Source organism: Aequorivita antarctica (genome assembly GCF_007997155.1).
GTDB classification, from domain to species: Bacteria; Bacteroidota; Bacteroidia; order Flavobacteriales; family Flavobacteriaceae; genus Aequorivita; species Aequorivita antarctica.
The window spans coordinates 61,505-85,278 of the sequence record NZ_VORT01000002.1; the positions used below are offsets into that span (position 1 = coordinate 61,505).

Annotated in this window: 22 protein-coding genes; 8 read left to right on the forward strand and 14 right to left on the reverse strand. The window is 36.8% G+C overall.

The genetic code is table 11. The features are described from left to right. Positions 1-7: 7 nt before the first annotated feature. Both ESU54_RS02860 and ESU54_RS02865 read right to left on the reverse strand, forming a co-directional pair. The gene (locus ESU54_RS02860) at positions 8-1,126 is read right to left on the reverse strand and encodes a GNAT family N-acetyltransferase (RefSeq protein WP_111843964.1); all 1,119 of its coding nucleotides are present in this window, start codon (positions 1,124-1,126) and stop codon (positions 8-10) included. A 10-nt stretch (positions 1,127-1,136) separates the two neighbouring features. Further along, entirely contained in the window at positions 1,137-2,120 is a 984-nt protein-coding gene (locus ESU54_RS02865) for a transporter (RefSeq protein WP_111843642.1), read from the reverse strand. Between the two features lie 106 nt (positions 2,121-2,226). Between ESU54_RS02865 and ESU54_RS02870 the strand changes: the two genes are divergently transcribed. The 3 genes from ESU54_RS02870 to ESU54_RS02880 all read left to right on the forward strand — a co-directional run bounded on the left by ESU54_RS02870 (position 2,227) and on the right by ESU54_RS02880 (position 6,437). Continuing rightward, positions 2,227-2,490, forward strand: a complete 264-nt coding sequence (locus ESU54_RS02870; protein ID WP_235004540.1) for a DUF4834 family protein — start codon at positions 2,227-2,229, stop codon at positions 2,488-2,490. A gap of 233 nt (positions 2,491-2,723) precedes the next feature. Beyond that, on the forward strand, positions 2,724-5,159 hold the full coding sequence (locus ESU54_RS02875) for a YfhO family protein (RefSeq protein ID WP_111843643.1): 2,436 nt from the start codon (positions 2,724-2,726) through the stop codon (positions 5,157-5,159). Further along, positions 5,160-6,437, forward strand: a complete 1,278-nt coding sequence (locus tag ESU54_RS02880; RefSeq protein ID WP_111843644.1) for a glycosyltransferase family 4 protein — start codon at positions 5,160-5,162, stop codon at positions 6,435-6,437. A 68-nt stretch (positions 6,438-6,505) separates the two neighbouring features. On the opposite strand, the gene ESU54_RS02885 is transcribed toward ESU54_RS02880, so the two are convergent. Both ESU54_RS02885 and uvrA read right to left on the reverse strand, forming a co-directional pair. Beyond that, complete coding sequence (locus ESU54_RS02885; protein WP_111843645.1) at positions 6,506-7,750, reverse strand: hypothetical protein; 1,245 nt, start codon at positions 7,748-7,750, stop codon at positions 6,506-6,508. 282 nt (positions 7,751-8,032) lie between these two features. Then, on the reverse strand, positions 8,033-10,810 hold the full coding sequence (uvrA, locus tag ESU54_RS02890) for an excinuclease ABC subunit UvrA (RefSeq protein ID WP_111843646.1): 2,778 nt from the start codon (positions 10,808-10,810) through the stop codon (positions 8,033-8,035). A 256-nt stretch (positions 10,811-11,066) separates the two neighbouring features. Here uvrA and ESU54_RS02895 point away from each other — a divergent pair, with 256 nt between their 5' ends. Both ESU54_RS02895 and ESU54_RS17755 read left to right on the forward strand, forming a co-directional pair. Then, positions 11,067-11,651, forward strand: coding sequence for an RNA polymerase sigma factor (locus tag ESU54_RS02895; protein WP_111843647.1), 585 nt, complete (start codon positions 11,067-11,069; stop codon positions 11,649-11,651). 57 nt (positions 11,652-11,708) lie between these two features. Next, positions 11,709-11,861 carry a hypothetical protein gene (locus ESU54_RS17755; RefSeq protein WP_170253251.1) on the forward strand — a complete coding sequence of 51 codons (153 nt, stop codon included), beginning with the start codon at positions 11,709-11,711 and terminating at the stop codon, positions 11,859-11,861. A gap of 84 nt (positions 11,862-11,945) precedes the next feature. Here the strand turns inward: ESU54_RS17755 and ESU54_RS02900 are convergent, their stop codons facing one another. Further along, positions 11,946-12,605, reverse strand: coding sequence for an endonuclease III domain-containing protein (locus ESU54_RS02900; protein ID WP_111843648.1), 660 nt, complete (start codon positions 12,603-12,605; stop codon positions 11,946-11,948). A gap of 30 nt (positions 12,606-12,635) precedes the next feature. Here ESU54_RS02900 and bcp point away from each other — a divergent pair, with 30 nt between their 5' ends. Next, the gene (gene bcp, locus ESU54_RS02905) at positions 12,636-13,094 is read left to right on the forward strand and encodes a thioredoxin-dependent thiol peroxidase (RefSeq protein WP_111843649.1); all 459 of its coding nucleotides are present in this window, start codon (positions 12,636-12,638) and stop codon (positions 13,092-13,094) included. Here bcp and ESU54_RS02910 read toward each other — a convergent pair. Beyond that, the gene (locus ESU54_RS02910) at positions 13,091-14,545 is read right to left on the reverse strand and encodes a TonB-dependent receptor (protein WP_111843650.1); all 1,455 of its coding nucleotides are present in this window, start codon (positions 14,543-14,545) and stop codon (positions 13,091-13,093) included. The two genes, bcp and ESU54_RS02910, sit on opposite strands and share 4 nt — an antisense overlap. A 78-nt stretch (positions 14,546-14,623) precedes the next feature. Between ESU54_RS02910 and ESU54_RS02915 the strand changes: the two genes are divergently transcribed. Then, positions 14,624-15,400 (forward strand): MBL fold metallo-hydrolase, encoded by a 777-nt coding sequence (locus ESU54_RS02915; RefSeq protein ID WP_111843651.1) that lies wholly within the window; start codon positions 14,624-14,626, stop codon positions 15,398-15,400. 2 nt (positions 15,401-15,402) lie between these two features. After that, entirely contained in the window at positions 15,403-15,897 is a 495-nt protein-coding gene (locus ESU54_RS02920; protein ID WP_111843652.1) for a hydrolase, read from the forward strand. Positions 15,898-15,912: 15 nt separating this feature from the next. Here ESU54_RS02920 and ESU54_RS02925 read toward each other — a convergent pair whose 3' ends face one another. The 8 genes from ESU54_RS02925 to ESU54_RS02960 form a co-directional block, all read right to left on the reverse strand. Continuing rightward, on the reverse strand, positions 15,913-16,569 hold the full coding sequence (locus ESU54_RS02925) for an alpha/beta hydrolase (protein ID WP_111843653.1): 657 nt from the start codon (positions 16,567-16,569) through the stop codon (positions 15,913-15,915). A gap of 77 nt (positions 16,570-16,646) precedes the next feature. After that, positions 16,647-16,970, reverse strand: coding sequence for a DUF4870 domain-containing protein (locus tag ESU54_RS02930; protein WP_111843654.1), 324 nt, complete (start codon positions 16,968-16,970; stop codon positions 16,647-16,649). A gap of 84 nt (positions 16,971-17,054) precedes the next feature. Next, a complete protein-coding gene (locus ESU54_RS02935; RefSeq protein ID WP_111843655.1) occupies positions 17,055-17,651 on the reverse strand; it encodes a hypothetical protein in 597 nt (198 codons plus the stop codon). 56 nt (positions 17,652-17,707) lie between these two features. Continuing rightward, the gene (locus tag ESU54_RS02940) at positions 17,708-18,028 is read right to left on the reverse strand and encodes a hypothetical protein (protein WP_111843656.1); all 321 of its coding nucleotides are present in this window, start codon (positions 18,026-18,028) and stop codon (positions 17,708-17,710) included. Further along, positions 18,028-19,284, reverse strand: coding sequence for a dihydroorotase (locus tag ESU54_RS02945; RefSeq protein WP_111843657.1), 1,257 nt, complete (start codon positions 19,282-19,284; stop codon positions 18,028-18,030). The genes ESU54_RS02940 and ESU54_RS02945 overlap by 1 nt, the downstream gene beginning before the upstream one ends. Further along, entirely contained in the window at positions 19,281-21,203 is a 1,923-nt protein-coding gene (locus ESU54_RS02950; protein ID WP_111843658.1) for a BatA domain-containing protein, read from the reverse strand. The genes ESU54_RS02945 and ESU54_RS02950 overlap by 4 nt, the downstream gene beginning before the upstream one ends. Positions 21,204-21,248: 45 nt before the next feature. Continuing rightward, positions 21,249-22,445 carry a sensor histidine kinase gene (locus ESU54_RS02955; protein WP_111843659.1) on the reverse strand — a complete coding sequence of 399 codons (1,197 nt, stop codon included), beginning with the start codon at positions 22,443-22,445 and terminating at the stop codon, positions 21,249-21,251. 95 nt (positions 22,446-22,540) lie between these two features. Continuing rightward, positions 22,541-23,755, reverse strand: a complete 1,215-nt coding sequence (locus ESU54_RS02960; RefSeq protein ID WP_235004541.1) for a GAF domain-containing sensor histidine kinase — start codon at positions 23,753-23,755, stop codon at positions 22,541-22,543. Positions 23,756-23,774 lie beyond the last annotated feature (19 nt).

A 23,774-nucleotide genomic window follows, 5' to 3' on the forward strand; every position in this document is an offset into this window, starting at 1 on the left:
TTTTCAATTAAATATCTTTCCTAAAAGTACTCCGCTCCTTATGCTGCATAGGATTATAATCCTTCCAAAGCAACTGTACGGCAGTGTTTTCCTTTAACTCAGGGTTGGTTTCAACGGTATGTATTCCTTTGGAGTTGAAAAGGTATTGCATCTCTTCAAATATAATTGCCGTAACACCCTTTCCTTGGTATTCGGGGTCAATTCCTATTAAATAAAAAGCGGCGGTATCGTTCTTTTTCTGTGCTTGAAGCACATAGTTCCAGCCAATTGGAAACAGTTTTCCGTTTGCTTTTTTCAAGGCTATGGAAAAGGAAGGCATCACTATTGAGAAAGCAATCAGTTTTCCGGTTTCATCTTTTATACAGCAGATATAATCTGGATGAATGAAACTGAAGTATTTTTTTTTGTAATAATCAATTTGATATTGCTGAATGGGTACAAAAGTCTGAAGCGTATTGTAGGTCTTGTTCAACAAACCGAACATCTCATCCACATAAGGAAGAATTTCTTTTTTATCCTTAAAACGAATTACTGAAAGTTTGTAGCGTTCTCGTATAATTTTGGAAAATTTCGCCACCTTTTCAAAAATTGCTTCTGGAATCTTTAATCGGTATTCCACCCAAGTTGCCTGCTTTTCATAACCGAGTCTTTCCAGATGTTCAGCGTAATATGGGTAATGATACCAAGTAATCATGGTGTTCATTTCTTCAAACCCCATAGTGAGGATTCCAGCTTTTTCCATATTACTGAAACCTACGGGGCCTTCTGCATATTCTAAATTGTGCTCACGACCTTTTTCGTATGCTTTTTCCAGAAGCGCTTTGGTTACTTCAATATCGTCCACCATATCAAGCCAACCGAAACGAATTTTTTTCTTTCCCTGTTCGTTTACCTCCAAATGGTTTAAAATAACAGCGATGCGCCCAACTATTTCATCATTTTTATAAGCCAAATAATACCAAGCCTCGGCATTTTTGAAAACAGGATTTTTTTTAGAATCTAACGTCTCCATTTCATCCTTAATCAAGGATGGAACCCAGTATTTACTTTCTTTATAAAGCTTAAAAGGAAAAGTGACAAACTTTTTAAGATCACTTTTGGAGGTTAGTTGTTTTATTGTTATCATATATAAAACCTTATTTTTCGCCGTTTTCATCCAAATTCAATTCTTCTTGGCGCTCTTCTTTTTTATCTTTTGCTTTTTCCTTCTTCTTTTCTTCTTTAATAGTTTTATCCTCCAAATATTCGTCCGTGTCGTGCATATCGAATCGATAGGCAACTCCGGCACGTCCATAAAATTTTGAAGGGGTATCCTTAAAACCATAAGTAAGGGAAAGGTCCACTTGTAAATTTTCATTAATCAATGCCGCCGCGCCGCCGCGAAGCAATTGGTCTGAGTAGAAATCACTTTTAAAACCTTGGTTTTCAAGAAAAACAGAGAACCAGCGATTGGTGGCATGCGTTAGTGTTAGTATATAGCCATAAGTTGGAAAATCTGTAGTAACTCGGTCAACGATTATATTGGTAACAAAGACCCAGCCACCCATAAAATTATTTTGGGTTGAAAGGACAAATTTCGGACTTATTTTACCTTCTAATTCGGGAGTGAAGGGATTGTCTGCAAAATCAAAATTAGCTCCTGCATAAACTGATATTGCAGGAATTAGGTCTGCCCATTGTGTTTTGTGATTAGCTTTCCAACTGTATAAATTTGGACCCTCTAAATCGCGTTTTCGGTATGGATCGTAAATTAAATATTTTGCTCCAAGGGTATTGCTTTTAAAATTTGAAAGACTGTATTCTCTTGCTGATGATGAACGATTATCGGTAACCTTGTTCGATTGAAACTCACCCATAAGGTTTACTTCCAGTCGCTCTTTCCAAAAACCATAACGAATGGAATAGTCAATAGCCAAACCATTGGTCTCGGTTTCTAAAAGATCGTGTTTCTCCTTTCCGTAGCTAAATCCAGATTCAAACTGAAGCACGTTGGTGCCCACCGAAAAAGCTCCCTGTGAACCGCCTGGCCGGTTGGTGTTTATCTCTTCGGTATATTGTGCTAATACGGTTGAAAATGAAATAGAGCACAGCAGAAATAGAAAGGGGGTTTTGATATTCATGGAAAGATGGGTTTAGTTCAAAGATATAAGAATTTACCATTTATTTAATAGTGAACATTCGTCTTTTTCTACATCAATTCTTATTTTTGAAAAGAATTTGACAATTATGATAACATTCCTAAAAACGATATTAATCGTTCTTCTGGTATATTTTGGGTTAAAGTTTCTTATTAGGCTCGCCACCCCTTATTTAATGCGCTATATTTCAAATAAAGCTGGGCAGCAGTTTGAGCAATTTTTTGGAAACAATCCAAATATGAACTCACAGCGTGAAAAGGAGGGAAGTATTACTATTGATAAAAACCCATCACAAAATTCCCAATCTAGTAAAAAAGTTGGGGAATATGTGGAATATGAGGAAGTAGAATAAAAGACGTTTAGAACCACGACTTTTTGACCCACGACGAATAGACACAATTTTTAAGTCGTGCATCAAACCGTTGTGGTTTGTGTTTCTTTGGTTAGTCGTGCATCCAACCGTCGTGATTCGTGTATCCTTTTTTTTCATGTTTCAAACCCGTGTACTTTGTGTTTCCAATCACTCGTGCTTCGTGTTTCCAAAAAAATCCCTAATTTCCCCACTTCATATTCACAAGCCCAATTATGCAGTTCAACTATAAAAAATTTCTTCCTCATTTAGTTGTTTTCATTTTGTTTATCGTTGCCTCCTTGGCTTATTTCAATCCTGTTTTGCAGGGCAAGAAAATTTTCCAAAGTGATATTGTGCAATATACAGGAATGGCAAAGCAGCAAAACGATTTCCGAAAAGCTACAGGTGAAGAAACCTATTGGACTGACGCGGCTTTCGGGGGAATGCCAACCTACCAGCTAGGTGCAAAATACCCAAACAATTACATTAAACAACTCGATCTTGCCATTCGTTTTCTGCCTCGTCCTGCGGATTATCTGTTCCTTTATTTTATTGGAATGTATATCCTATTTTTAGTGCTTAAAGTAGATTATAAATTGGCTTTTCTAGGTGCTCTAGCGTTCGGTTTTTCAACTTATTTAATAATTATTTTAGGCGTTGGGCACAACGCAAAAGCCCACGCAATAGCTTATATGCCGTTTGTTTTAAGCGGAATATTTCTCACTTTTCGTGGAAAATATCTCTGGGGCTTTTTATTGCTGACGGTTTCAATGGCTTTAGAGCTGGTTGCAAATCACTTCCAAATGACTTATTATTTGATGCTTTTGGTTGTAATCATCGGCATCGTTTATGCAATTGATGCTTTCAAAAAGAAATTATTACCGCATTATTTTAAAGCAGTTGGGGTAATGGCTGTTGGAGTTTTAATAGCAATAGGCTTAAATGCCACAAATATTTTAGCCACTAAAGAGTATGCAGACACTTCAACACGTGGTAAAACCGAACTTACTGTAAATGCTGATAGTACTCCAAAAGACAACAAAACTGGTCTCGATTTCGATTATATAACCGAATACAGCTACGGAAAGCTGGAAAGCTTCAATCTTTTTATTCCCCGTTTTATGGGTGGAAGTTCTACCGAAGCATTTCCAAAAGATTCTAAAACAGTTGAAAGCATGATGCGGATGGGTGCTTCTTCACAGGAAGCAAACCAAGTTTTAAACCAAATCCCGATGTATTGGGGCGACCAATCTTTTGTGGGTGCACCTGCTTATGTGGGAGCAATTATTATATTTTTTGCAGTTTTAGCATTGTTTTTAATTCGAGGAAGATTGAAATGGTGGATCGTTTCAGCCTTTGTTTTAACATTGCTTCTCTCTTGGGGTAAAAACTTCAGCGGACTTACAGAATTTTTTATAGATTATGTGCCGTTGTATGATAAATTTAGGGCGGTTTCTTCAATTCAGGTTATTATTGAATTGATACTTCCAATTCTTGCTATCGTTGGACTGCACCAGTTTTTCAGCCAATTTGAAAAGGAAGATGAAAAGAAAAAGGCTCTTCTATATTCTACGGGAATTGTTGGCGGAATTACTTTAATATTTATTCTCTTCAAATCTTCACTTTTCGATTTTGCGAGTCCGTATGACAGCTATTTTAGAGATGAAATGGGCTTGCCGTTTTTGGAGGCCATTCGCGAAGATAGAATGTCACTTTTTACTTCTGACGCAATCCGTTCCTTGATATTTGTGCTTTTGACTGCTGCAGTTCTTTGGTTTTTTATAAAAGGAAAACTCAAAAAAGGATTTGCAGTTGCTGCGCTTTGTGTTTTGGTATTAGTTGATTTAGTAGGCGTTGATAGAAGGTATGTAAATGAAGACGATTTCGTGCAAGCAAAATTGGTTGATGAACCATTTCAAAAAAATGGTGCTGACATTCAAATCTTGGAAGACGATGGTCATTATCGTGTTTATGACGCTACTACCAACGCTTTTAACAGTGGTCGCGCCAGTTATTATCACAACGCTTTGGGTGGTTATCATGCAGCTAAACCAGGGCGAATGCAGGATTTAAACGAGTTCTACATAAGCAAAGGAAACATCGGGATTCTAAATATGATGAACGTGCGCTATATTATTGTCCAAAACAAAAACGGTGGGGCAGTAGCGCAGCGCAACCCGTATGCAAACGGCGATGCTTGGTTTGTTGAAAATGTGCTTCCTGCTGAAAATGCAAATGAAGAAATCCAGCTTTTGGACAGTTTGGATACCAAAAAAACGGCAATTATAAATAAAGAATTGCTTTCAAAAATACCGAGCCAAAAAATAGAAAGGGACAGCACAGCAACTATTGAACTTTTCAGCTATAAGCCAAATCATTTAGTTTATGAAGCTTCCACAAAGTCAGCTCAATTGGCAATCTTTTCGGAAGTTTATTATCCGAAGGGTTGGAATGTTTATATTAACGGAAAGCCTGCGGAATATTTCCGTGCTGATTATGTTTTAAGAGCAATGGTAATTCCCCCCGGAAATAATAAAATAGAGTTCAAATTTGAACCGAAAGTAATCCAAACCGGAAGTACCATTTCTTTGGTGAGCAGTATCATTTTTCTTTTAATTTTATTGAGTGGCTTATATTTCGCCTTTCGAAAAAAAGAATTAAAAGTATAAATGAAGCGCGCCCTAATCATTACATATTATTGGCCTCCAGCGGGCGGTCCAGGCGTACAGCGATGGTTGAAGTTTGTGAAATATTTCCGCGAATTTGGTGTGGAACCCATTGTTTACGTGCCTGAAAACCCAAACTATCCTTTGGTTGATGAAAATTTTTCTTCTGAAATCCCTTTCGATATTGAAATTATAAAACAGCCAATCAACGAGCCATATCGTTTCGCAAAGCTTTTTTCAAAAAAGAAAACCAAGCAGATAAGCAGTGGCATTATTTCAAAAAAGGAAGTTTCGGCTATGGAAAAGTTGATGCTCTACGTTCGCGGTAATTTTTTCATACCCGATGCTCGTGTGGGGTGGGTGAACCCTTCTGTTGTATTTCTTTCAGAATATATTGCTAAAAACCCGGTGGATGTTATAATAACTACAGGTCCGCCGCACAGTCTACATCTTATTGGGATGCAACTTCAAAAAGAATTAAACGTAAAATGGATTGCAGATTTTCGTGATCCGTGGACGACGATTCACTACCATAAATCACTTCGTTTAAACAAATCTTCGGAACGAAAACACAAAGAGTTGGAAGCATCGGTATTAAAACGGGCAGATATTATTACGGTAACCAGTCCAACTACAAAAAAAGAGTTTGAGATGATTACTGAAACCCCCATCGTTGTAATTACAAATGGTTATGATGTTTCAGAGAAAATCGATTTTACGATGGATACTAACTTTTCGATTTCACATATTGGATCGTTACTAAGCGAACGAAATCCAGAAGTTTTATGGAAAGTACTTGCTGAAATTTGCAAGGAAAATAATTCCTTCAAAAATGATTTACGGCTTGAATTTGCTGGAGTTGTGAGTGATGAAGTAAAGAAAAGTCTTGAAAGTTTTCAGCTAATTGAGAATTGTGATTTTTTGGGATATGTTTCCCATTCAGAAGCTTTAACACTGCAACATAAGAGCCAAGTGCTGCTTTTGGTTGAAATAAACAGCGCTGAAACTCGCGCCATTATTCCTGGAAAACTCTTTGAATATTTGGCTGCTAAACGTCCGATAATTGCCTTAGGGCCAAAGGAAAGTGATATCGAAGGAATTATTTCTGAAACTAAATCTGGTACTTTTTTCGGTTATTGGGATGATGAGGAATTAAAGCTTGAAATTCTTCAACTCTATGAACAATTCCAAAATGGAGATTTAAAAATTGCTTCCGAAGGTATCGAGAAATACAGCAGAAGGGAATTGACGAAAAGAATGGCTTCCCTAGTTCTTAAATAAAAAAAACCTCCGATCCTCTGTTATTATATAGATTCACGAAGGTTTTCAACCAACCAAAAAACTATCTTTTATCCGCGTCCTCCTGAGCTAACTTCTCTTGAAGAATTACCTCTTGAAGTTTTCACTTTGGAACTGCTTCGTGAAGGAGTGCTGGATTTATTTACTGTACTACGGCTCGCTGTTTCTCTTTTGGGAGCCTGTGTTGTCTTTTTTGTCGCAGAACTGCTTCTGTTGTTTGAAGAAGCAGTGCGAGTTTGTTGCTTTTGAACTGTTCTAGCTGTAGACGCATTTCTTGAATCATTTGAGCGGGTTGTATTTTCACTCCGCGCATTTCTCACGCTATTTTGAGAATTACCTTTTTCAACATTTCTGTTTGTGTTATCGTTACTCGCCCTTGTCGTGCTGTTACTGCGCGAGTTAACGGTGTTATTACGAGAAACGTTTTCAGAAGTATTTCGAGTGTTACGTGAGTTTCTATCAACATTTGCGGCTCCTTTGCTATTAGTGCTGCTGCTTCGGCTAACAGCATTGTTTCGCGAATTATTACTTCGTATTGAACTATCGTTACGTGAATTATTAGAAGCGACCATAGTGTTTCTTCTGCTCGGATTGTATTCCTTGTTTATAGAAGATCTTCCTTTTTTATCATAAACCCGACTTCCTGGGCGATAGAAATCTCTTCGACCGTTTTGATAGGCTACGTGATTTCTTTTTTTGTAATATACCACGTGGTCATGGTAGCTATAACGCACAGGGCTGTAATATCTTCTGTAAGGCATGTCATAAACTACGCAGTGAGTATAAACGGGAGGTGCGTAATATACGTGCCAAGGGCGGTAAACATAATAAGGATTGTACATATTTATTACGCCTGTACAATGTGAGAAATAACCATAATTGTTATAGATTACGTTCAATCCACCAACGCGAACAATACGTCTGTCGTTGTAGCGTATATCAACATTTCCCGCTTGGGTAATGCGTCCATACTCGTCATAATAAACGGGAACACTTTCCACTTGAATCACGGCGCCGTAATCGTCATATTGAACATAAGTTTCATAATCATAACCTGAGTTGAAACTTATATTTACGTTTGGAGAGCTAATTGTTACTTGCGAACCAGTTTGTGGCCCAACATATACAAAGTCGAATTGACCATCGGGGAAAACGGAGAATTCTACATCGCCTTCAACAAAGATGTAGGCGTTGCCATCATAACCTCTTCTGAGGTTGTTTTCACTTTCGTTAGAAGTTGCATTTGCAGAAAATCCTATTATAAGGATGCTGAAAATTAGGGCTAGATTTTTCATAAGTTTTAAAATTTAAAAGGTTCGTACTTGCTATAATTCTTTGGTCAGCTGAGTACGCTTTTAAATAACCAACGACCGTGCCAAGATTTTAAACTGTTGGTTTTCAGTAGTTGTTTTGTGGTTTTGAAAAAGCAAATGAAATTTTCGAAGCACTTAAATGAAAAATCCGCTGAACTGTTTTACCAATTCAACGGACTTTAAAAACTAACCAACCAAAAAACTAAAAGTCTTATTTTCTATTTATTTGATTTCAATTAGTGTGCCAAAAAAAGTTTAAAATTCTTAAAGTTTCTCCTTTAAGTAGGAAGCCGTAAATGATTCTTTACTTTTCGCTACTTCTTCAGGAGTACCTTCTGCTATAACTTGCCCGCCCGTTTCACCTCCATCTGGGCCTAAATCGATTATATAATCTGCACATTTTATTAGATCTAAATTGTGCTCAACTACAATTACCGTATGTCCTCTGTCCAATAATGCATAAAATGAAGCTAATAATTTTTTTATGTCGTGGAAGTGGAGCCCTGTTGTGGGTTCGTCAAATATAAAAACAGTTTTTTCTTTTGAGGTTCCTTTCACTAAAAAGGAAGCAAGTTTAATCCGCTGTGCCTCGCCACCAGATAGGGTAGAGGAGCTTTGGCCCAATTGAACATAACCAAGTCCCACATCCTGCAATGGTTGTAATTTTGCCGCTATTTTGTCCTGCTTGTGTTCTCCGAAAAATAAAACAGCATCATCCACGGTCATCGTGAGGATATCATCTATGTTTTTACCTTGAAATGTTACTTCTAACACTTCTTTTTTGAAACGTTTGCCGTTGCAAGTATCACAAATCAAATGAACATCGGCCATAAACTGCATCTCGATAGTTACTTCACCGTCCCCTTTACATGTTTCGCAGCGGCCCCCATCTACATTGAAACTGAAATGTTTGGCTTTGTATCCACGGATGTCCGAAAGTTTTTGTGAAGCGTATAAGTTCCGAATGTCATCATACGCTTTAATATACGTAACTGGATTGCTTCGGCTGGAACGACCAATGGGATTTTGGTCAATGAATTCAATACTTTTAATAGTTCCAAAATCTCCTTTTATTTCTGAAAATTGGCCAGGTTTTTCGCCATAACCGCCAATTTCGCGCAGCAGGGCAGGGTAGAGTATTTTTTTAACCAACGTACTCTTGCCGCTACCAGAAACACCAGTTACTGCTGTAAAAACGTTCAATGGAAAAGTAACGTCTATATTTTTAAGATTGTTTTGTCGCGCGCCAGTGATGGAAACTTTGTTTTTTGAAGTTCGCCGTTTCTTTGGTACTTCAATTTCCATTTCGCCGTTTAGGTATTTTGCGGTAAGCGAATCTGACTTTAAGATTTCGGCATAAGTTCCCTGTGCTACTACTTCGCCACCCAAGGTTCCAGCCTCTGGGCCAATATCAATGATTTCGTCGGCAGCTTTCATTATGTCTTCATCGTGTTCTACTACAATAACTGTATTTCCCAAATCACGAAGCGATTTCAAAACCACGATAAGTCTTTCGGTGTCTTTTGGATGGAGACCAATGCTGGGTTCGTCGAGGATGTACATGGAGCCAACGAGGCTACTTCCCAAGGAAGTTGCAAGGTTGATACGTTGTGATTCGCCACCAGAAAGTGTGTTCGATTTTCGATTTAATGTTAAATAACCCAAACCAACATCTTTCAAAACCTTCAAACGATTGTTAATTTCAAGCAATAAACGTTTTGCAACCTTTTCTTGAAATTCTGAAAGTTCAATGTTTTTGAAAAATTCAGCAGCTTTATCCAATGGCAGCTCTACCAATTCTTGGATTGCGGTCCCATTTATTTTTACATAACCAGCTTCGGGACGAAGTCGTTTTCCTTTACAAGTTGCGCATTTTGTTTTTCCGCGATAGCGGGAAAGCATCACTCGGTTTTGGATTTTATAGCTTTTCGACTCTAAAAATGAAAAGAAAGAATCCAATCCTTCAAAATATTTATTCCCGGTCCAAACCAATTGTTTTTGCTCTTCCGTAAGTTGGAACCACGGCTTGTGGATTGGAAAGTCGAATTTATAGGCATTGTTTACCAACTGATCCCGATACCAACTCATGCTTTCGCCTCGCCATGGAAATATTCCGTTTTCAAAGATTGAAAGCGCAGTGTTCGGGATTACCAAATCTTCATCTATGCCAATGACGTCACCATAGCCTTCGCATGTTGGGCAGGCACCGTAGGGGTTGTTAAAACTGAAAAGATGCGCGTTCGGCTCCATAAAAACCATTCCATCCGCTTCAAAACGGTTGTTGAACTCGGTTATTTTTTTTGAAGAGAGTTCCTCGATATATAAAACTCCTTTTCCTTCAAAAAAGGCTATTTCAATAGCATCGGCAAGACGGTTGTAAAAATCTTCTTCGTCTTTTGTTATGATTCGATCAATGACCAAATCTATTTTCTTTGGAAAGGACTTTCCGTCTAATTCATCAATCCTTAAAACTTCATCTTTAATTTTAATTCTTGAGTATCCTTGCTGCGCTAAAGCCTGGATTTTGTTTTCCATTGTCCGGCCTTCTTCCAAATTAATAGGGGCGAGGAGGAGTAGTTTTTCACCTTCAGAAAAGTTTTTTATAAAATTTATAACATCTGTAGTAGTGTCTTTTTTAACTTCCTTTCCAGAAATTGGAGAAATGGTTTTTCCAATTCTAGTATAGAGCAATTTTAAATAATCATAAACTTCAGTGGAAGTACCCACGGTTGATCGAGGATTTGTGGAGTTTACTTTCTGTTCTATTGCAATGGCTGGAGAAATGCCTTTTATGGAATCTACCTTTGGTTTGTCCAACCTTCCCAAAAACTGGCGGGCATAGCTAGAAAGGCTTTCCACATAGCGGCGTTGGCCTTCTGCATAAAGCGTATCAAAAGCCAAGCTGGATTTCCCGCTACCGGAAAGACCAGTAATAACAACTAATTTGTTTCGCGGAATAGCAACCGAAATGTCTTTAAGATTATGAAGTTTTGCACCCTGAATCAGGATATATTTTTTTGTATCTAAAGTTTCTGTACTCAATTTATTATCTCCTTTTTTATAGCTTTTCGCAAAGATACTATATCGGTTTCAGCAATGCACCTTCGAGCTTATTATTATTTTTTATAGAAATATTTAACCTTTTTTTTGCATTTGTGAATTCTTTGTTGTTATATTTACGGCTCATAACGTCATATAAAAAAATTATTGCCTATAGCAAATCATTACTTTTAAACAAATAAACATTGTAACTAAGCAACCAAATCCATAGTTGTTTATTTTTTAAAAAGTTATTGATATGAAGCAAAGCACAAACTCTGATGCGTTTCTAGTAAACGCTTATATGAACGGTAATGAATCTTCACTTAACGAGTTGATAACTCGTCACAAGCAAAGAATCTACAGTTTTATTTATTCAAAAGTTTTTGACCGGGATGTCGCTGAAGACATTTTTCAGGACACTTTTATTAAGGTTATTAAAACCCTTAAAAGAGGCGCCTATAATGAAGAAGGCAAGTTTCTTCCTTGGGTTATGCGTATTGCGCATAATTTGGTGATAGACCATTTCAGAAAAAACAATCGCATGCCGAAATTTGAAAACAATAATGATTTCAATATATTTTCTGTTTTGAGTGATAATGCTTTAAATATTGAAAAGCAGATTATTAAAGGGCAGGTTGAAAATGATGTTAGAAGATTGATTGAAGAGCTTCCAGATGACCAAAAAGAAGTATTGATGATGCGGATTTATAAGGATATGAGTTTCAAGGAAATAAGTATTCAAACAGGGGTTAGTATCAATACTGCACTGGGGCGGATGCGTTATGCACTCATTAATTTGCGCAAAGTAATTGATAAACATAATATTATATTAACCAATTGATACAATAAACTGATTTTTGCTGCGTTATTTGGAAATAAAACCTCAAAATAACATTATATGCAAAAATTATACTCTGAAACATCACGTGTGGACGACGTGAATAAAAAACTTGTTCCAAAAGAAGAAACCATTAAGTTTCTTCTGGATTATTCGATGGCTTTAAGTGTTATAGATTACCATAAAATGAAGTTTGAAGCACTTCTAAACTAAACTTTGGAAAAACCCTGGAATTAGCTTTTCGGGGTTTTTTTTATTCTCACAAGCTTAAAAGTTTAGCTGATTATACCTTTAAATTTATCGGCTTTTCTTTTTCAGATAGTCTTTAATAACAGTTTTTCTACCAATGGTTTTGGTAATTATATCTTTATCCAAATCCCAGCCCCTAGCGGGAGAATATTCTCTTCCATACCATATAATTTGAAGGTGGAGTTTGTTCCATAAATCTTCTTGAAACAATCGTTTTGCATCCTTTTCGGTCTGGACCACGTTTTTCCCATTTGAAAAACCCCATCTGTACATTAATCTGTGAATATGTGTATCCACTGGAAATGCGGGAATATTAAAGGCTTGGCTCATTACTACGCTTGCAGTTTTATGGCCCACAGCAGGAAAAGACTCCAGTGCTTCAAAATCGGCGGGTACTTGCCCGTTGTATTTTTTGATTAGAATTTTTGAAAGCCCATGAATACCTTTTGATTTCATTGGCGAAAGACCTACAGGTTTTATAATTTCCCTGATTTCAGCAATGGTAAGTTTAGCCATATCATATGGATTGTCGGCAATTTTAAATAAAAGTGGTGTTATTTGGTTTACCCGAACATCAGTACTTTGCGCAGAAAGTAAGACCGCAATCAATAAAGTGTAAGGGTCTTTATGTTCCAAAGGAATGGGAACCTGTGGATAGAGCTTATTTAACGTATCAATAACAAACGTAACCTTTTCTTGCTTGGTCATTTTAAGTACTTTTATGCAAAAATAAAGATAATGAAAACATTAGAGGCAGGAGATAAGGCTCCATATTTTAAAGTAAATGACCAAGATGGAAATACAATTTCATCAGAAGACTATAAAGGGAAAAAATGGGTCGTTTTTTTCTATCCAAAAGCTAGTACACCTGGTTGCACTGCTGAAGCTTGTAATCTTCGCGATAATTATAAAGAACTTCAAAAAGAAGGTTTTGAATTGTTAGGGGTAAGTGCCGATGGTGAAAAACGCCAAAAAAACTTCAAGGAAAAATACAATTTCCCCTTCCCATTATTGGCCGATGAAAACAAAGAAGTTATCAATGCCTTTGGTGTTTGGGGGCCTAAAAAATTCATGGGAAGGAACTTTGATGGCATACATCGCAAAACTTTTCTAATTGACGAAACGGGAACCATTAAACGCGTGATAGATAAGGTAAAGACCAAAGACCACACCGCACAAATACTAAATTTAAATTAGTTGTTTATTTTTACTGGAGTTGATTTGTAATTGAAAAGACGCTTGTCTTTTATAATTTCTGAAACCCCGAGTGGTAACATTTCTTCCCAACCTTCCTCGCCATTTTCGATCATTGACAACACTTCGCGTGAAAAAATCTCCATGTTTTCAGGATTGTAATCTGTAATGTCAACAACCTTTCCGTTGTATTTGAAGAATTTGTACAATTCTTTCATTCGTGGGTGTACTTTAAGGTTTTCGCTGTTGGTATATTCTCCAGTTTCCGAATCTTTCATAGGGTAGAGGTAAACCTTCAAATCCTTAAAGAATAGTTTTCCAAAGGCTTCCAAAATACCACCACTTAAATGGCGATAGTATTTTTCATCAAAAATATCTACTAAGTTGTTAACGCCCATGGCCAGACCCATACGCATTTTGGTGTATCTTGAGAAATACTCAACCAGCTTATAATATTCTTGAAAGTTTGAAATCATAACCGTATGGCCTAAAGAGCATAGCAATCTTGCGCGGTCCATAAAATCTTCTTCGTCAATTTCGCCTTCGGCCCGAAGATTTGAGAGTGTAATCTCAAAAATAACTTCAGTTCTATCTTTTTCTACTCTATTTTCATTGAGGAACATTTCATAGGAACGCTCAAACATATCTATGTTAACCTTCGTTACTGGTCTAAAACTTCCACGAAGTGCCAATATATTTTTCTTATATAGAATTCTTGCAGGAAGGATGTTATGCCCTTGCGGATCAAACATAACCGCATCTGTCATGCCATTTTTAATTAGTTGAAGACTCATCAATCTGTTGTCAACTTCGGTAAAACGCGGCCCTGAAAAATTTATAGTATCAATTTCAATCTTATCCTTATCGATATGATCGTAAAGATAGCGCAGCAGTTTATTGGGTTGGTCATATTTATAGTATGCACCATAAATTAGGTTTACCCCTAAAGTTCCCAAAGTGATTTGCTGTAATTGTGCATCATTCTCGTGAAAACGAATGTGGAGTGTTATTTCGTTATACGGTTCTTTGGGGTCAATTTGATATCGAATCCCAACCCAACCGTGGCCTTTGTATTTCTTTGCAAAATCAATTGTAGCTACCGTGTTGGCGTATGAAAAGAAAAGTCTATTGGGATGCTTATCACGATTTATGCGTTCTTCAATTAAGTTGAACTCATGTGAAAGCATTTTCTGAAGCCTTGATTCTGTAACATATCTGCCGTCTTCTTCTATTCCGTAAATAGCGTCACTAAAATCCTTATCATAGGCTGACATTGTTTTGGCAATGGTTCCAGAAGCACCACCAGCCCTAAAAAAATTACGAACTGTTTCTTGACCGGCACCAATTTCAGCAAAAGTGCCATAAATGTTTTCGTTCAGGTTTATTCGTAAAGCCTTACTTTTTATGGAAGGAATATTTTCAAACTCCTTGTCTCCTATTATGGTTTCTGGCATAGCAGCGTTCTATTTTTTAAACAACAAAGGTAGCGATTACAATAGGTAAACAAAAAAAATACCAGTATTTTTGCGGGAATGGATACAACATTTACAGTTACATTTCTCGGCACTGGAACTTCGCAGGGAATACCCGTAATTGGCAGTAAACACCCAGTTTGTTTAAGCACCGACCCAAAAGATAAACGTTTACGGGTATCTGTTTTATTGCGTTGGGGCAATTTTTCTTATGTAATTGATTGCGGCCCAGATTTCAGACAGCAAATGTTGCGCGAAAATGTTTTAAAAGTGGATGGAATACTGTTGACCCACGAGCATAGCGACCATACAGCTGGATTAGACGATATTCGCCCGTTTAATTTTATGCAGGGCAATATGCCCTTTTACACTCACAAACGGGTTTTTGAATCATTACGGGAACGGTTTGCCTATATTTTTGCCACTGTAAATAAATATCCAGGAGCACCAAGTATTGAAGAAGTTGAAATTGATAAAGACACTCCTTTTATTATTGGAGGAAAAAAGGTAGTTCCTATTGAAGCCATGCACGATACCCTGCCAGTTTTGGGTTTTCGTGTGGGTGATTTTACTTATTTGACAGATGTAAAAACCATTTCGGAAGAAGAAACTGAAAAAGTGAAGGGCACCAAGGTTTTGGTCATTAATGCTCTTAAGGAAGAGCCACACTATTCGCACTTCAATCTTTCTGAAGCACTTGATTTTGTTGAAAAAGTGAAGCCTGAAAAAACATATTTCACACACATTAGCCACATGATGGGTTTTCACGAAGAAGTTGAAAAAAAACTCCCGAACAATGTTCATTTGGCGTATGATACACTTACTATAACTATTTGATTATGAGGAATAAAATTTTTATGTACCTGTTTCTTTTCGCATTGCTTCTCATTTTTTATCAATATATGAATGAGAAGAAAATTTATGAATCGCAGGAAGCCAGAATAGAAAAACTTGAGGCAAAAATTCAAACAGAACTTGATTCTATTGATAGTTTGCAGAATCAGGTTCGCGATTTAAATTATTTTACGCTACTGGGAAATGACAATGCAATGACCTATTTGGAAAAAATGGGCTATGAAGCAGCGGATGTTGAAGCTATGGTTTCAGACCAAATTTATGACTTCAATTTGACGAAAGGAAATAATCCCTTGGTGCCTTTTGATGGAATGAACGGGGATATGAAAATTAACAAATTAAAATTCCTGAACCACAAGTGGATACAAGCAGATTTTACCGATGGACAATATTGGGGCGAAATGATTTTGGAATATTACTTTAATGAAAAGAAAGAACTTGCGTTGACTCCAATCGCTTCACTTCTCTATCCAAATTGATTTATTGACCACTGATTACTGCTTATCCAGCCAATTCTTTAATTCATAAAAATTCTGAGGTGCCACGCCGTGACCTACTGGAAATTCTGAGTAGGTTACATCAATATTTAGTTTTTTAAGGAAAGGCTCGGTTTTTCGGGCCCATTGAACAGGGATTACTTGATCCACACTTCCGTGGGAGGTATAAACTTTAAGTCTGCTGAAGTCATTTTCAGCATAATCTTTTTTTAAAATTTCTTCATTAATATATCCGCTTAAACCAATTATATTTTTCACTTTTTTAGGATAGCTCAAGGCAAGGGCGAAACTTAAAATGGTACCTTGACTAAAGCCGAGAAGTGTAATATTTTCACTGTCAATTTTATATTTCGCTATAATTTCATCGATACATTTTGAAACTATTTCCCGCGAAGCGATTGCCTGCTCGTCATCACTAAATTTTCCTTGGGAATTATCAAAATATATGTTATACCAAGCATTTCCGTATGGCTCCAATCTTATTGGCGCTTTCAAAGAAATGATTGCATATTTTTCTGGTAGTTCGCTGGCGAAGGAAAACAAATCGTTTTCATCGCTTCCATAACCGTGAAGCATTATTATTACGGGTGGATTTTCCGAAGGATTTTTAGCAGGTCTATAATTGTGTTCTAAAAGTAAGGTTTGTTTTTCCATAGCTTGCAAAAATAAACAAGACCTTTTAAACTGAAGGTCTTTCAGCCCAAAAGGTCTCGTTAAAAATTATTAAAAAATTAAATGCCTTTAAACCATTCTTGAAATTGTTCGCCCAATACTGGAACTGGTTTCATTTCGCCTTGTACCGCACTGATCAATCCCAAAATCCAAAACACAAGTATAGCAAGTTGAACAATCCAACTAAGTAATGAGATGCCAAGAAAACTTATAACAATACTTAAAACTACCCCCACACACATAATTCCCAAGGATTGGCGTACGTGGAAAGAGCCTAAAGCAGTTTTGTTTCCGTTATTCATTATAAGGGCGATAATCCAACCAATAAGCGTAATATAAGCAATGATGGCAACTGTTTTGCCATTGTCTGTAGTTGTTTCCATATTTTCAAGGTTTTTATTTGGGTGTAAATTAATTGATAGGGTTTTTATTAAAAAATGAATATAGTCAATAATTGCTCATTATCGTTAATTTTTTAAAGAAGCGATATATTTTTTACTGGCATCTTCAATATCATAGATTGGCCCAAGTTTTTCTGCCTTGTCCTGCGCTATTTTGTCTGGTGTAAAGTCATATACTATACCATTCCATCGATAAATGGTATAAGGCTCGAATCCAGGATCTCCGAGGAGTATATCTGGATAGCGCCGGTTTTTTGGAGCGGTAAGAATTAAATCGCAGGGAAATCCAAAATTTGCTTCATAGTTTCCGGCGGTGTTTTTTATAAAAATAGTGGTGTTATGGCCGTAATCACCAGAGGTATAGGTATTTCCCCAGATAATGATTACTTCCGCGGTTCCGTCTAAATTTATGTCCAAGGGGTAAATACGCACATCGAAAGGATATTCTGCCGTCCCTTCATCACCTATTGAACCAAACTGTGTCCCATCTTTGGAGATTTCGAATTGGCTCAAATTAAAAATTTCATTTTTTTCTGAATTGGTCAGATTGCCACCTACATTTTTAAATAATAGGGCGGCGCCTAGAGTTAGGGAATCGTCTTGCGCTCCGCATGCGAAACATCCCATCAACAGGACAATGCCTGGAAGAAACATTTTTTTCATAATGCGCTGTTCTTAAGGTTTATACAAGGTGAAAATGTACCTAAAGATAATTCATTCTAATTCAAAAACGTAAACCAATCTTGAAATTTTTCACTTAAGAATGGAATACCTTTTTCTTTATTGAAATAGGCCATCGCCCAGCAGTATAGCCAAAGCATGCAGCAAACAAGCCACAAAATATCACCGGCGGTTACATCAACTTGCGACTGCACAATGAGCGAGATAATGAACAAAATGAACAATCCGAACATATTTTTGATATGCCAAGTTGCGAATTCATGATTCTCTTCTTTATTTATAAAAAAAGCAATCAAGAACCCCACAAACGGAGCGTAGGCAATTAAAGCCGTGGTTTTTCCGGGAGGAGTAGCATTCATTATTTATTGATTTCCAATTGGTTATTTGAAAATATTCCGTAAGGTTTTCCTTTTAGTTTGATACCCAATAGCGCGGCATTTTTTGAAGTGGAAAGAATGTCTTTTTCAGAAAACTCCCAATTTTCATCAGGATTAAAAAGGGTAAGTTCAGCTTTGTTTCCTTCTTCAATTTTTTCTGAAGCAATTCCGAAAGTATTTTTTAAGCCCGTAAGTACTTTAACGGCTTCTTCGGTGCCCAATAAAGCATTTACTGTTCCAAAGCAGCCTTCGAGTCCAATACTTCCAAAAAGGGCGTGTTCAAACTCAGTTTTTTTGTGTTCCACATCTATGGGGTTGTGGTCGCTAGTAACACCGTCTATGGTGCCGTCTTTTAAGCCTTTCAAGAGAGCTTTGGTATCATCTTTTGTACGTAAAGGGGGAAGCAATTTATAAATCGTGTCAAAGCCTTCCAAAACATCATCGGTCAATATTAGATTGAAGACTGCAACACTACAGCTTACATTCAAGCCTTTTTTCTTGGCATCTTTAATCAGTTCAACAGATTTTTTGGTTGAAATGGTCGGGATGTGAAGTTTTCCACCAGTGTATTCCAAAATATACAAATCGCGGATTATTTGAAGTTCCTCAGAAAGTGCTGGAATTCCTTTTAAACCAAGTCGGGTGCTATTTACTTCTTCGTTCACCATTCCATTACGTGCGACAGATTTCTCAAAAGGAAACGATTGTACTAATCCATCAAAATTTTGTGTGTACTGCAATGCTATTTTTAGCAAGTTTGCATTCGCAATTGGGTTTTTATAATCATAAAAAGAAACAGCACCTTCATTCTGCATATCATACAGTTCCGCCAAGTCCGTTCCTTTGCTGCCAACCGTTAGTGCTCCAATAGGGTAGAGGTTCACCGCATTTCCTTCGGCTTTGCTTTTCAAAAATTTGATATGTCCTTTGCTGTCCGTTACTGGAAAGCTGTTGGCATTCACGGCGACGCTCGTAAAACCGCTATAAGCAGCTGTTTTCAAACCGTTTTCAATAGTTTCCCGCTCTTCAAATCCTGGTTCACCAAAAGAAACACTACTGTCAAACCAACCTTGGGAAATGTGGAGGTTTTTCAGCGAGACTTCCTTTATCTTTTCTGAAGAAGGAATGCTTGCAGCAATCTTTGAAATTATACCATTTTCTATCAAAACATCCCGTTTCTTTAAATAATACTTCCCAGTAGGATCAACTATGGTGGCGGATTTCAGTAACAGTTTCATTTGTAGAATTTTAAGATAAGCATTTCAAAAAGTAAAAAGAGTAATGCAAAAATAGCAAACCATTTCCAAAAACTGTTAATGGAATTAGCTTCATTAATAGAATCAAAAAGGTCATCCACGGTTTTATAGGTTTGAGCGCCTTGCCAATCTTCGGGATTCAGATATTGCAATTTACTTTCATTTCTGGAATAGTTGTAACTTATATTTTCCAAAAATTCATTTTCCTTCGCAATGTGATAATTACCGGCTTTATTGGGTTCGTGCGTTGTTGTCATTAAAACGAAATTGGCTTTTGTCTGCTGAAGCGGGATGAACTGCGCAGTACTGTCCTTTATAGTTAGAATTTCATCGGCTCCTAATTTCACAGGAATTGCGATTGAATTTTGTTCCCCAATGGTATAGTACAATCGCGACAAAGGCAAGCTTTGCAAGGCCATATTGTAAATAGCTGGCACCACCAAAGGCGAATTCTGAAAGTTTGAATTCATTTTGTTGATTGCCGCAGTGAACAAATAGGCCTTGTTCTTTTGAAGCAAAAATGGTTGGTTGTCCTCAAAACCAATTGCAGACGTGGCATTTGTTGAAATACCGTAAAAGGAATTAACTTTCGGATATTGAAAATTTGCAACTTCCTTTTCAAAAACATCATTAAAAAGTGGGTGTGAAAAAACGATTTTCGTAATCTTTTTTTCCTGTATTTTTTCTTCAGAAAGTGTTCCCAAAGCTATTGTTAATAGATAGTTATTGTAACTGCTCAAATCCACTTCCGAAGCTGGAATAACAAGTACACTTCCTCCATCGTCGCTAAATGATTTTAGAGCAGTTGCCAGCGAAGCGGGAATTTCTTTCAACTCGTTAAGCACAATGAAATTTTGATCAGGAATTTCGTTGTAATTCAGCGTTTTGAAAGTTTGCTGGGTAAACTGGAACTCCTCTTTTTGAAAAAGGCGTTGTAGGAATTTACCATCGGCTTCATTGATGGCCAAAACCTTAATTTTTTCAGGTTTGTTGAGACTGAAAAATAGTGAGTTGTCAAAAGGAAGATTGGGCTCGTTGAGCTCTAGTTTCCCTATAAATTCTTCGGAATTGTCGATGTCAAAATTTACGGTTCCATTTGCATTCTCTGAAAATTCCAAAACTGATTTGGCGATCAGTCTTTCATTGTTGAAAAGGGAAATCGGTACTTCCGAAGTTTCGTTACCACTCATCGAAACTTGGACTTTCAGCTGCGTAGTTGAAGCATTTTTTGAAGTTATGTAAACACTGTCAATGGCAATGTTGGATGCTTTTACGGGTTTCAGTTGTACGACATCTACAATTAAATCTTCCGGAATTTTTGGAAAAGCTTCTTTTTGCTGAAAATCTGAAAGATAGACCAAGCGTTTCAATACATCTTTTTCATTGGAAAAAAGCTGGTTGACCTTTAGCAAAACTTGGCTTGGCGTAAGTTGGTTTTGTGAATATGTTATTGAAAGCACTTCATTTTTAAAATCTTGGGGCGAGACATTTTTACGATCGGAATTGTTTGTGAACCAGCTTAATTTTTCTGTGCCGCTAGTTTTATCGAATAAATCTTGCAAAGCGCGCTCCAATATTGGCCCTTTAGGACCTTTGGCTTGCATACTGAAGGAATTATCAATGTAAACAATGGTTTCTTTTTTGGAATTTAAGGCAGTTTTTAAAGCCGTAAAAGGTTGTGCAAAAGCAATAATTATGCAAGCCAGCGCTAGCAAGCGCATCAACAATGTGAGCCATTTTTTGAGTTGCGAACTTTTGCGGGTTTGAATAGTCACTTTTTTTAGAAAAGCGACATTGGTGAAATCTACCTTTTGGAAACGCCGAAGTTGAAAAAGATGAATAAATATGGGGATGAGCAGCAGGAAAAGGGCGTAAAGAATTTCTGGGTGTTTAAACTGCATTCCTATAAATATTGTCCAAAGATAAAAAATGGAACGTAATTACAGCTATTTCTGAAAGGTAAACGTGAAGATACTTCCTTTTCCGAGTTCCGATTCCAAATAAATTTTTCCGCCGAGCTTTGAAACCAAGCTTTTTACCGTTGCCAAACCAATGCCAGTCCCTTCTCTCCCGTTGCGGTCTTTTATTCCCGTAGTCTTGAAAAGGTTGAATATCTCTTCCTGTACACCAAGGTCAATGCCCATACCATTGTCTTTGATTGAAAATTTATGAAAATCAGACTCTTCGGTGTAAGTTACCACCACCATTCTTTGTTCATTTAAATTATACTTCAAACTATTGTCAATCAAATTGAGGAAAATCTGGGTAAGCGCGGCCTTGTTCACATTTCGCAAAACACCTTCGGTTGGAAACCCAAAAACAATATCGTCCGTTATTAAAATCTCATTGATTTCTTCAAAAAGATTTTTAAGTTCAACATCTTGTTTTTCAGCTTCCAATAACTCATCGGTTTTGTAAAATTTCAAAATTCCGTTGATGTAGTTTTTTAATGTAGATGATGATTCTTCAATGTAATTGAGATAAATTTCTGAATCTTCTGATAGGTTTTGAATGTTTTCTTCGCGAAGCATACGGGTAAGCGAAGTAATATTTGCCAAAGGCGATTTCAAGTCGTGTGAAACTAGGTGTGCAAAATTCACCAATCTTTCATTGCGCTGTTGCAATTCTTTTTGAAACTCTGTCAATAATTTATTTTTCTTCCGAAGCTCAAAAAGGATTACCACTTGTTTCCCCAAGGCTTTTAAAGTTGTAATTTGAACGTTGGTAAGTTTTCTAGGTTTATGGTCAAAAATACAAAGGGTGCCTAGCTTGAAACCGTTGCTGTTCACAAGAGGAACACCTGCGTAAAACAAAGCATTGGCTTCCGTAACTAAGGGATTATCCTTAAAACGTACATCTTTTGTTGCGTCCTCAACTATAAATATTTCTTCATCCTGCAAAATGGCGTGTCCACAAAACGAAATGTTCCTGGGAGATTGGTTAAAATCAAGGCCGAAATGTGATTTGAAAAAATTTCGATCACTGTCCAGAAGTGTTATTAATGAAATGGGTACATTACAAATTGTAGCAACGAGCGCGGTAATATTATCAAAATCGTTTTCAGAAAGGGTATCGAGTAAATTGTATTTTTTTAATTCGGCAATTCGCTCTTTTTCATTGTCGGGGAATTTTGGGAAAATCATAAAAACATTTCAATATTATTTTTTAATGCCCGTAAATATAGTTGGATATAAATTATTGAAGGAATAAATTAACAGGATATAACAGTAAAAAGGAGTTATTTTTTTTTGATACTAAACTGAAAAGTGGTTCCTTTTCCCAATTTTGAAGAAACTTCTATTTCACCACCAAGTTTTGTTACAAGTTTTTTAACAGTGGATAACCCGATGCCATTGCCTTTTTTTCCGTTCCTATCTAGAATGCCCGTTGTAACAAAAAGATCAAAAATAGCTGAGAGTTTATTTTTTTGAATACCCATACCATTGTCGGAAATTGAGAAATGATAAAATCCACGCTCTTCGGTACATTCAATGTCTATTTTTATTCTTTCCTTGTCATTGTATTTTAAACAGTTGCCCACCAGGTTGAGTATAATTTGTTCCAATGCGGCTCTATTGGCTTGCATTTCAATATTTTGCTCCGGAAGGTTTATTTCACAGTCAATATTGATGTTCAGTAGTTCAATTATTTCTTCCAAAAGGTCGTTGCTGTCAAAAATCTCATCGGTTAGGGAAGCGGTATTATCACTTTCATAATGTTCCAAAAGCCCAGTGATATATTCGCTTAGGGTAAAAGATGATTGCTTTATGTACTCCAAATATTCATTTCCCTGCTTATCCAAAAGAGAAGCGTATTTACTGCGGAGCATATCGGAGGTTATAATCATATTTGCCAACGGCATTTTCATATCATGAGAAACAATACCTGCAAAATTTTTAAGCTCTTCGTTTTTATCTTCGAGTTCTTGTTGAACAGCCATTAACATTCTATTACGCTTTCTTGCTTCAAATAGATTCACAACTTGGTAGGCCATTGAAATGAGTGCATTTTTCTGTGACTTTGTAAGTGTCCGAGGTTTGGTATCAAAAACGCAAAGTGTCCCCAGCGGATAGCCATCAGAATTAATTAACCGCACTCCTGCATAAAAAATAGCCTGCATATCCTTTACAAGGGGATTGTTCATAAAACGCGGATCTTTTCTGGCATCTTCAACGATAAAAATGCTTGAATCTTCCAAAATGGCATGCCCGCAAAAAGAAATGTTCCGGGGCGATTCATTAAAATTTAAACCGTAATATGATTTTAAAAAATTTCGGTCTGCATCAACTAAGGTTACCAAAGAAATTGGCACATCACAAATACTTGCAACTAATGAAGTAATATTATCAAAATCCTTTTCAGGCAAAGTATCCAACAAATTATATGAACGAACTGAGGCCAGACGTTGCTCTTCATCAACTGGAAATTGTGGTGCAATCAAGACTTTTTTCAATTTATTTTAAACCCGCAAA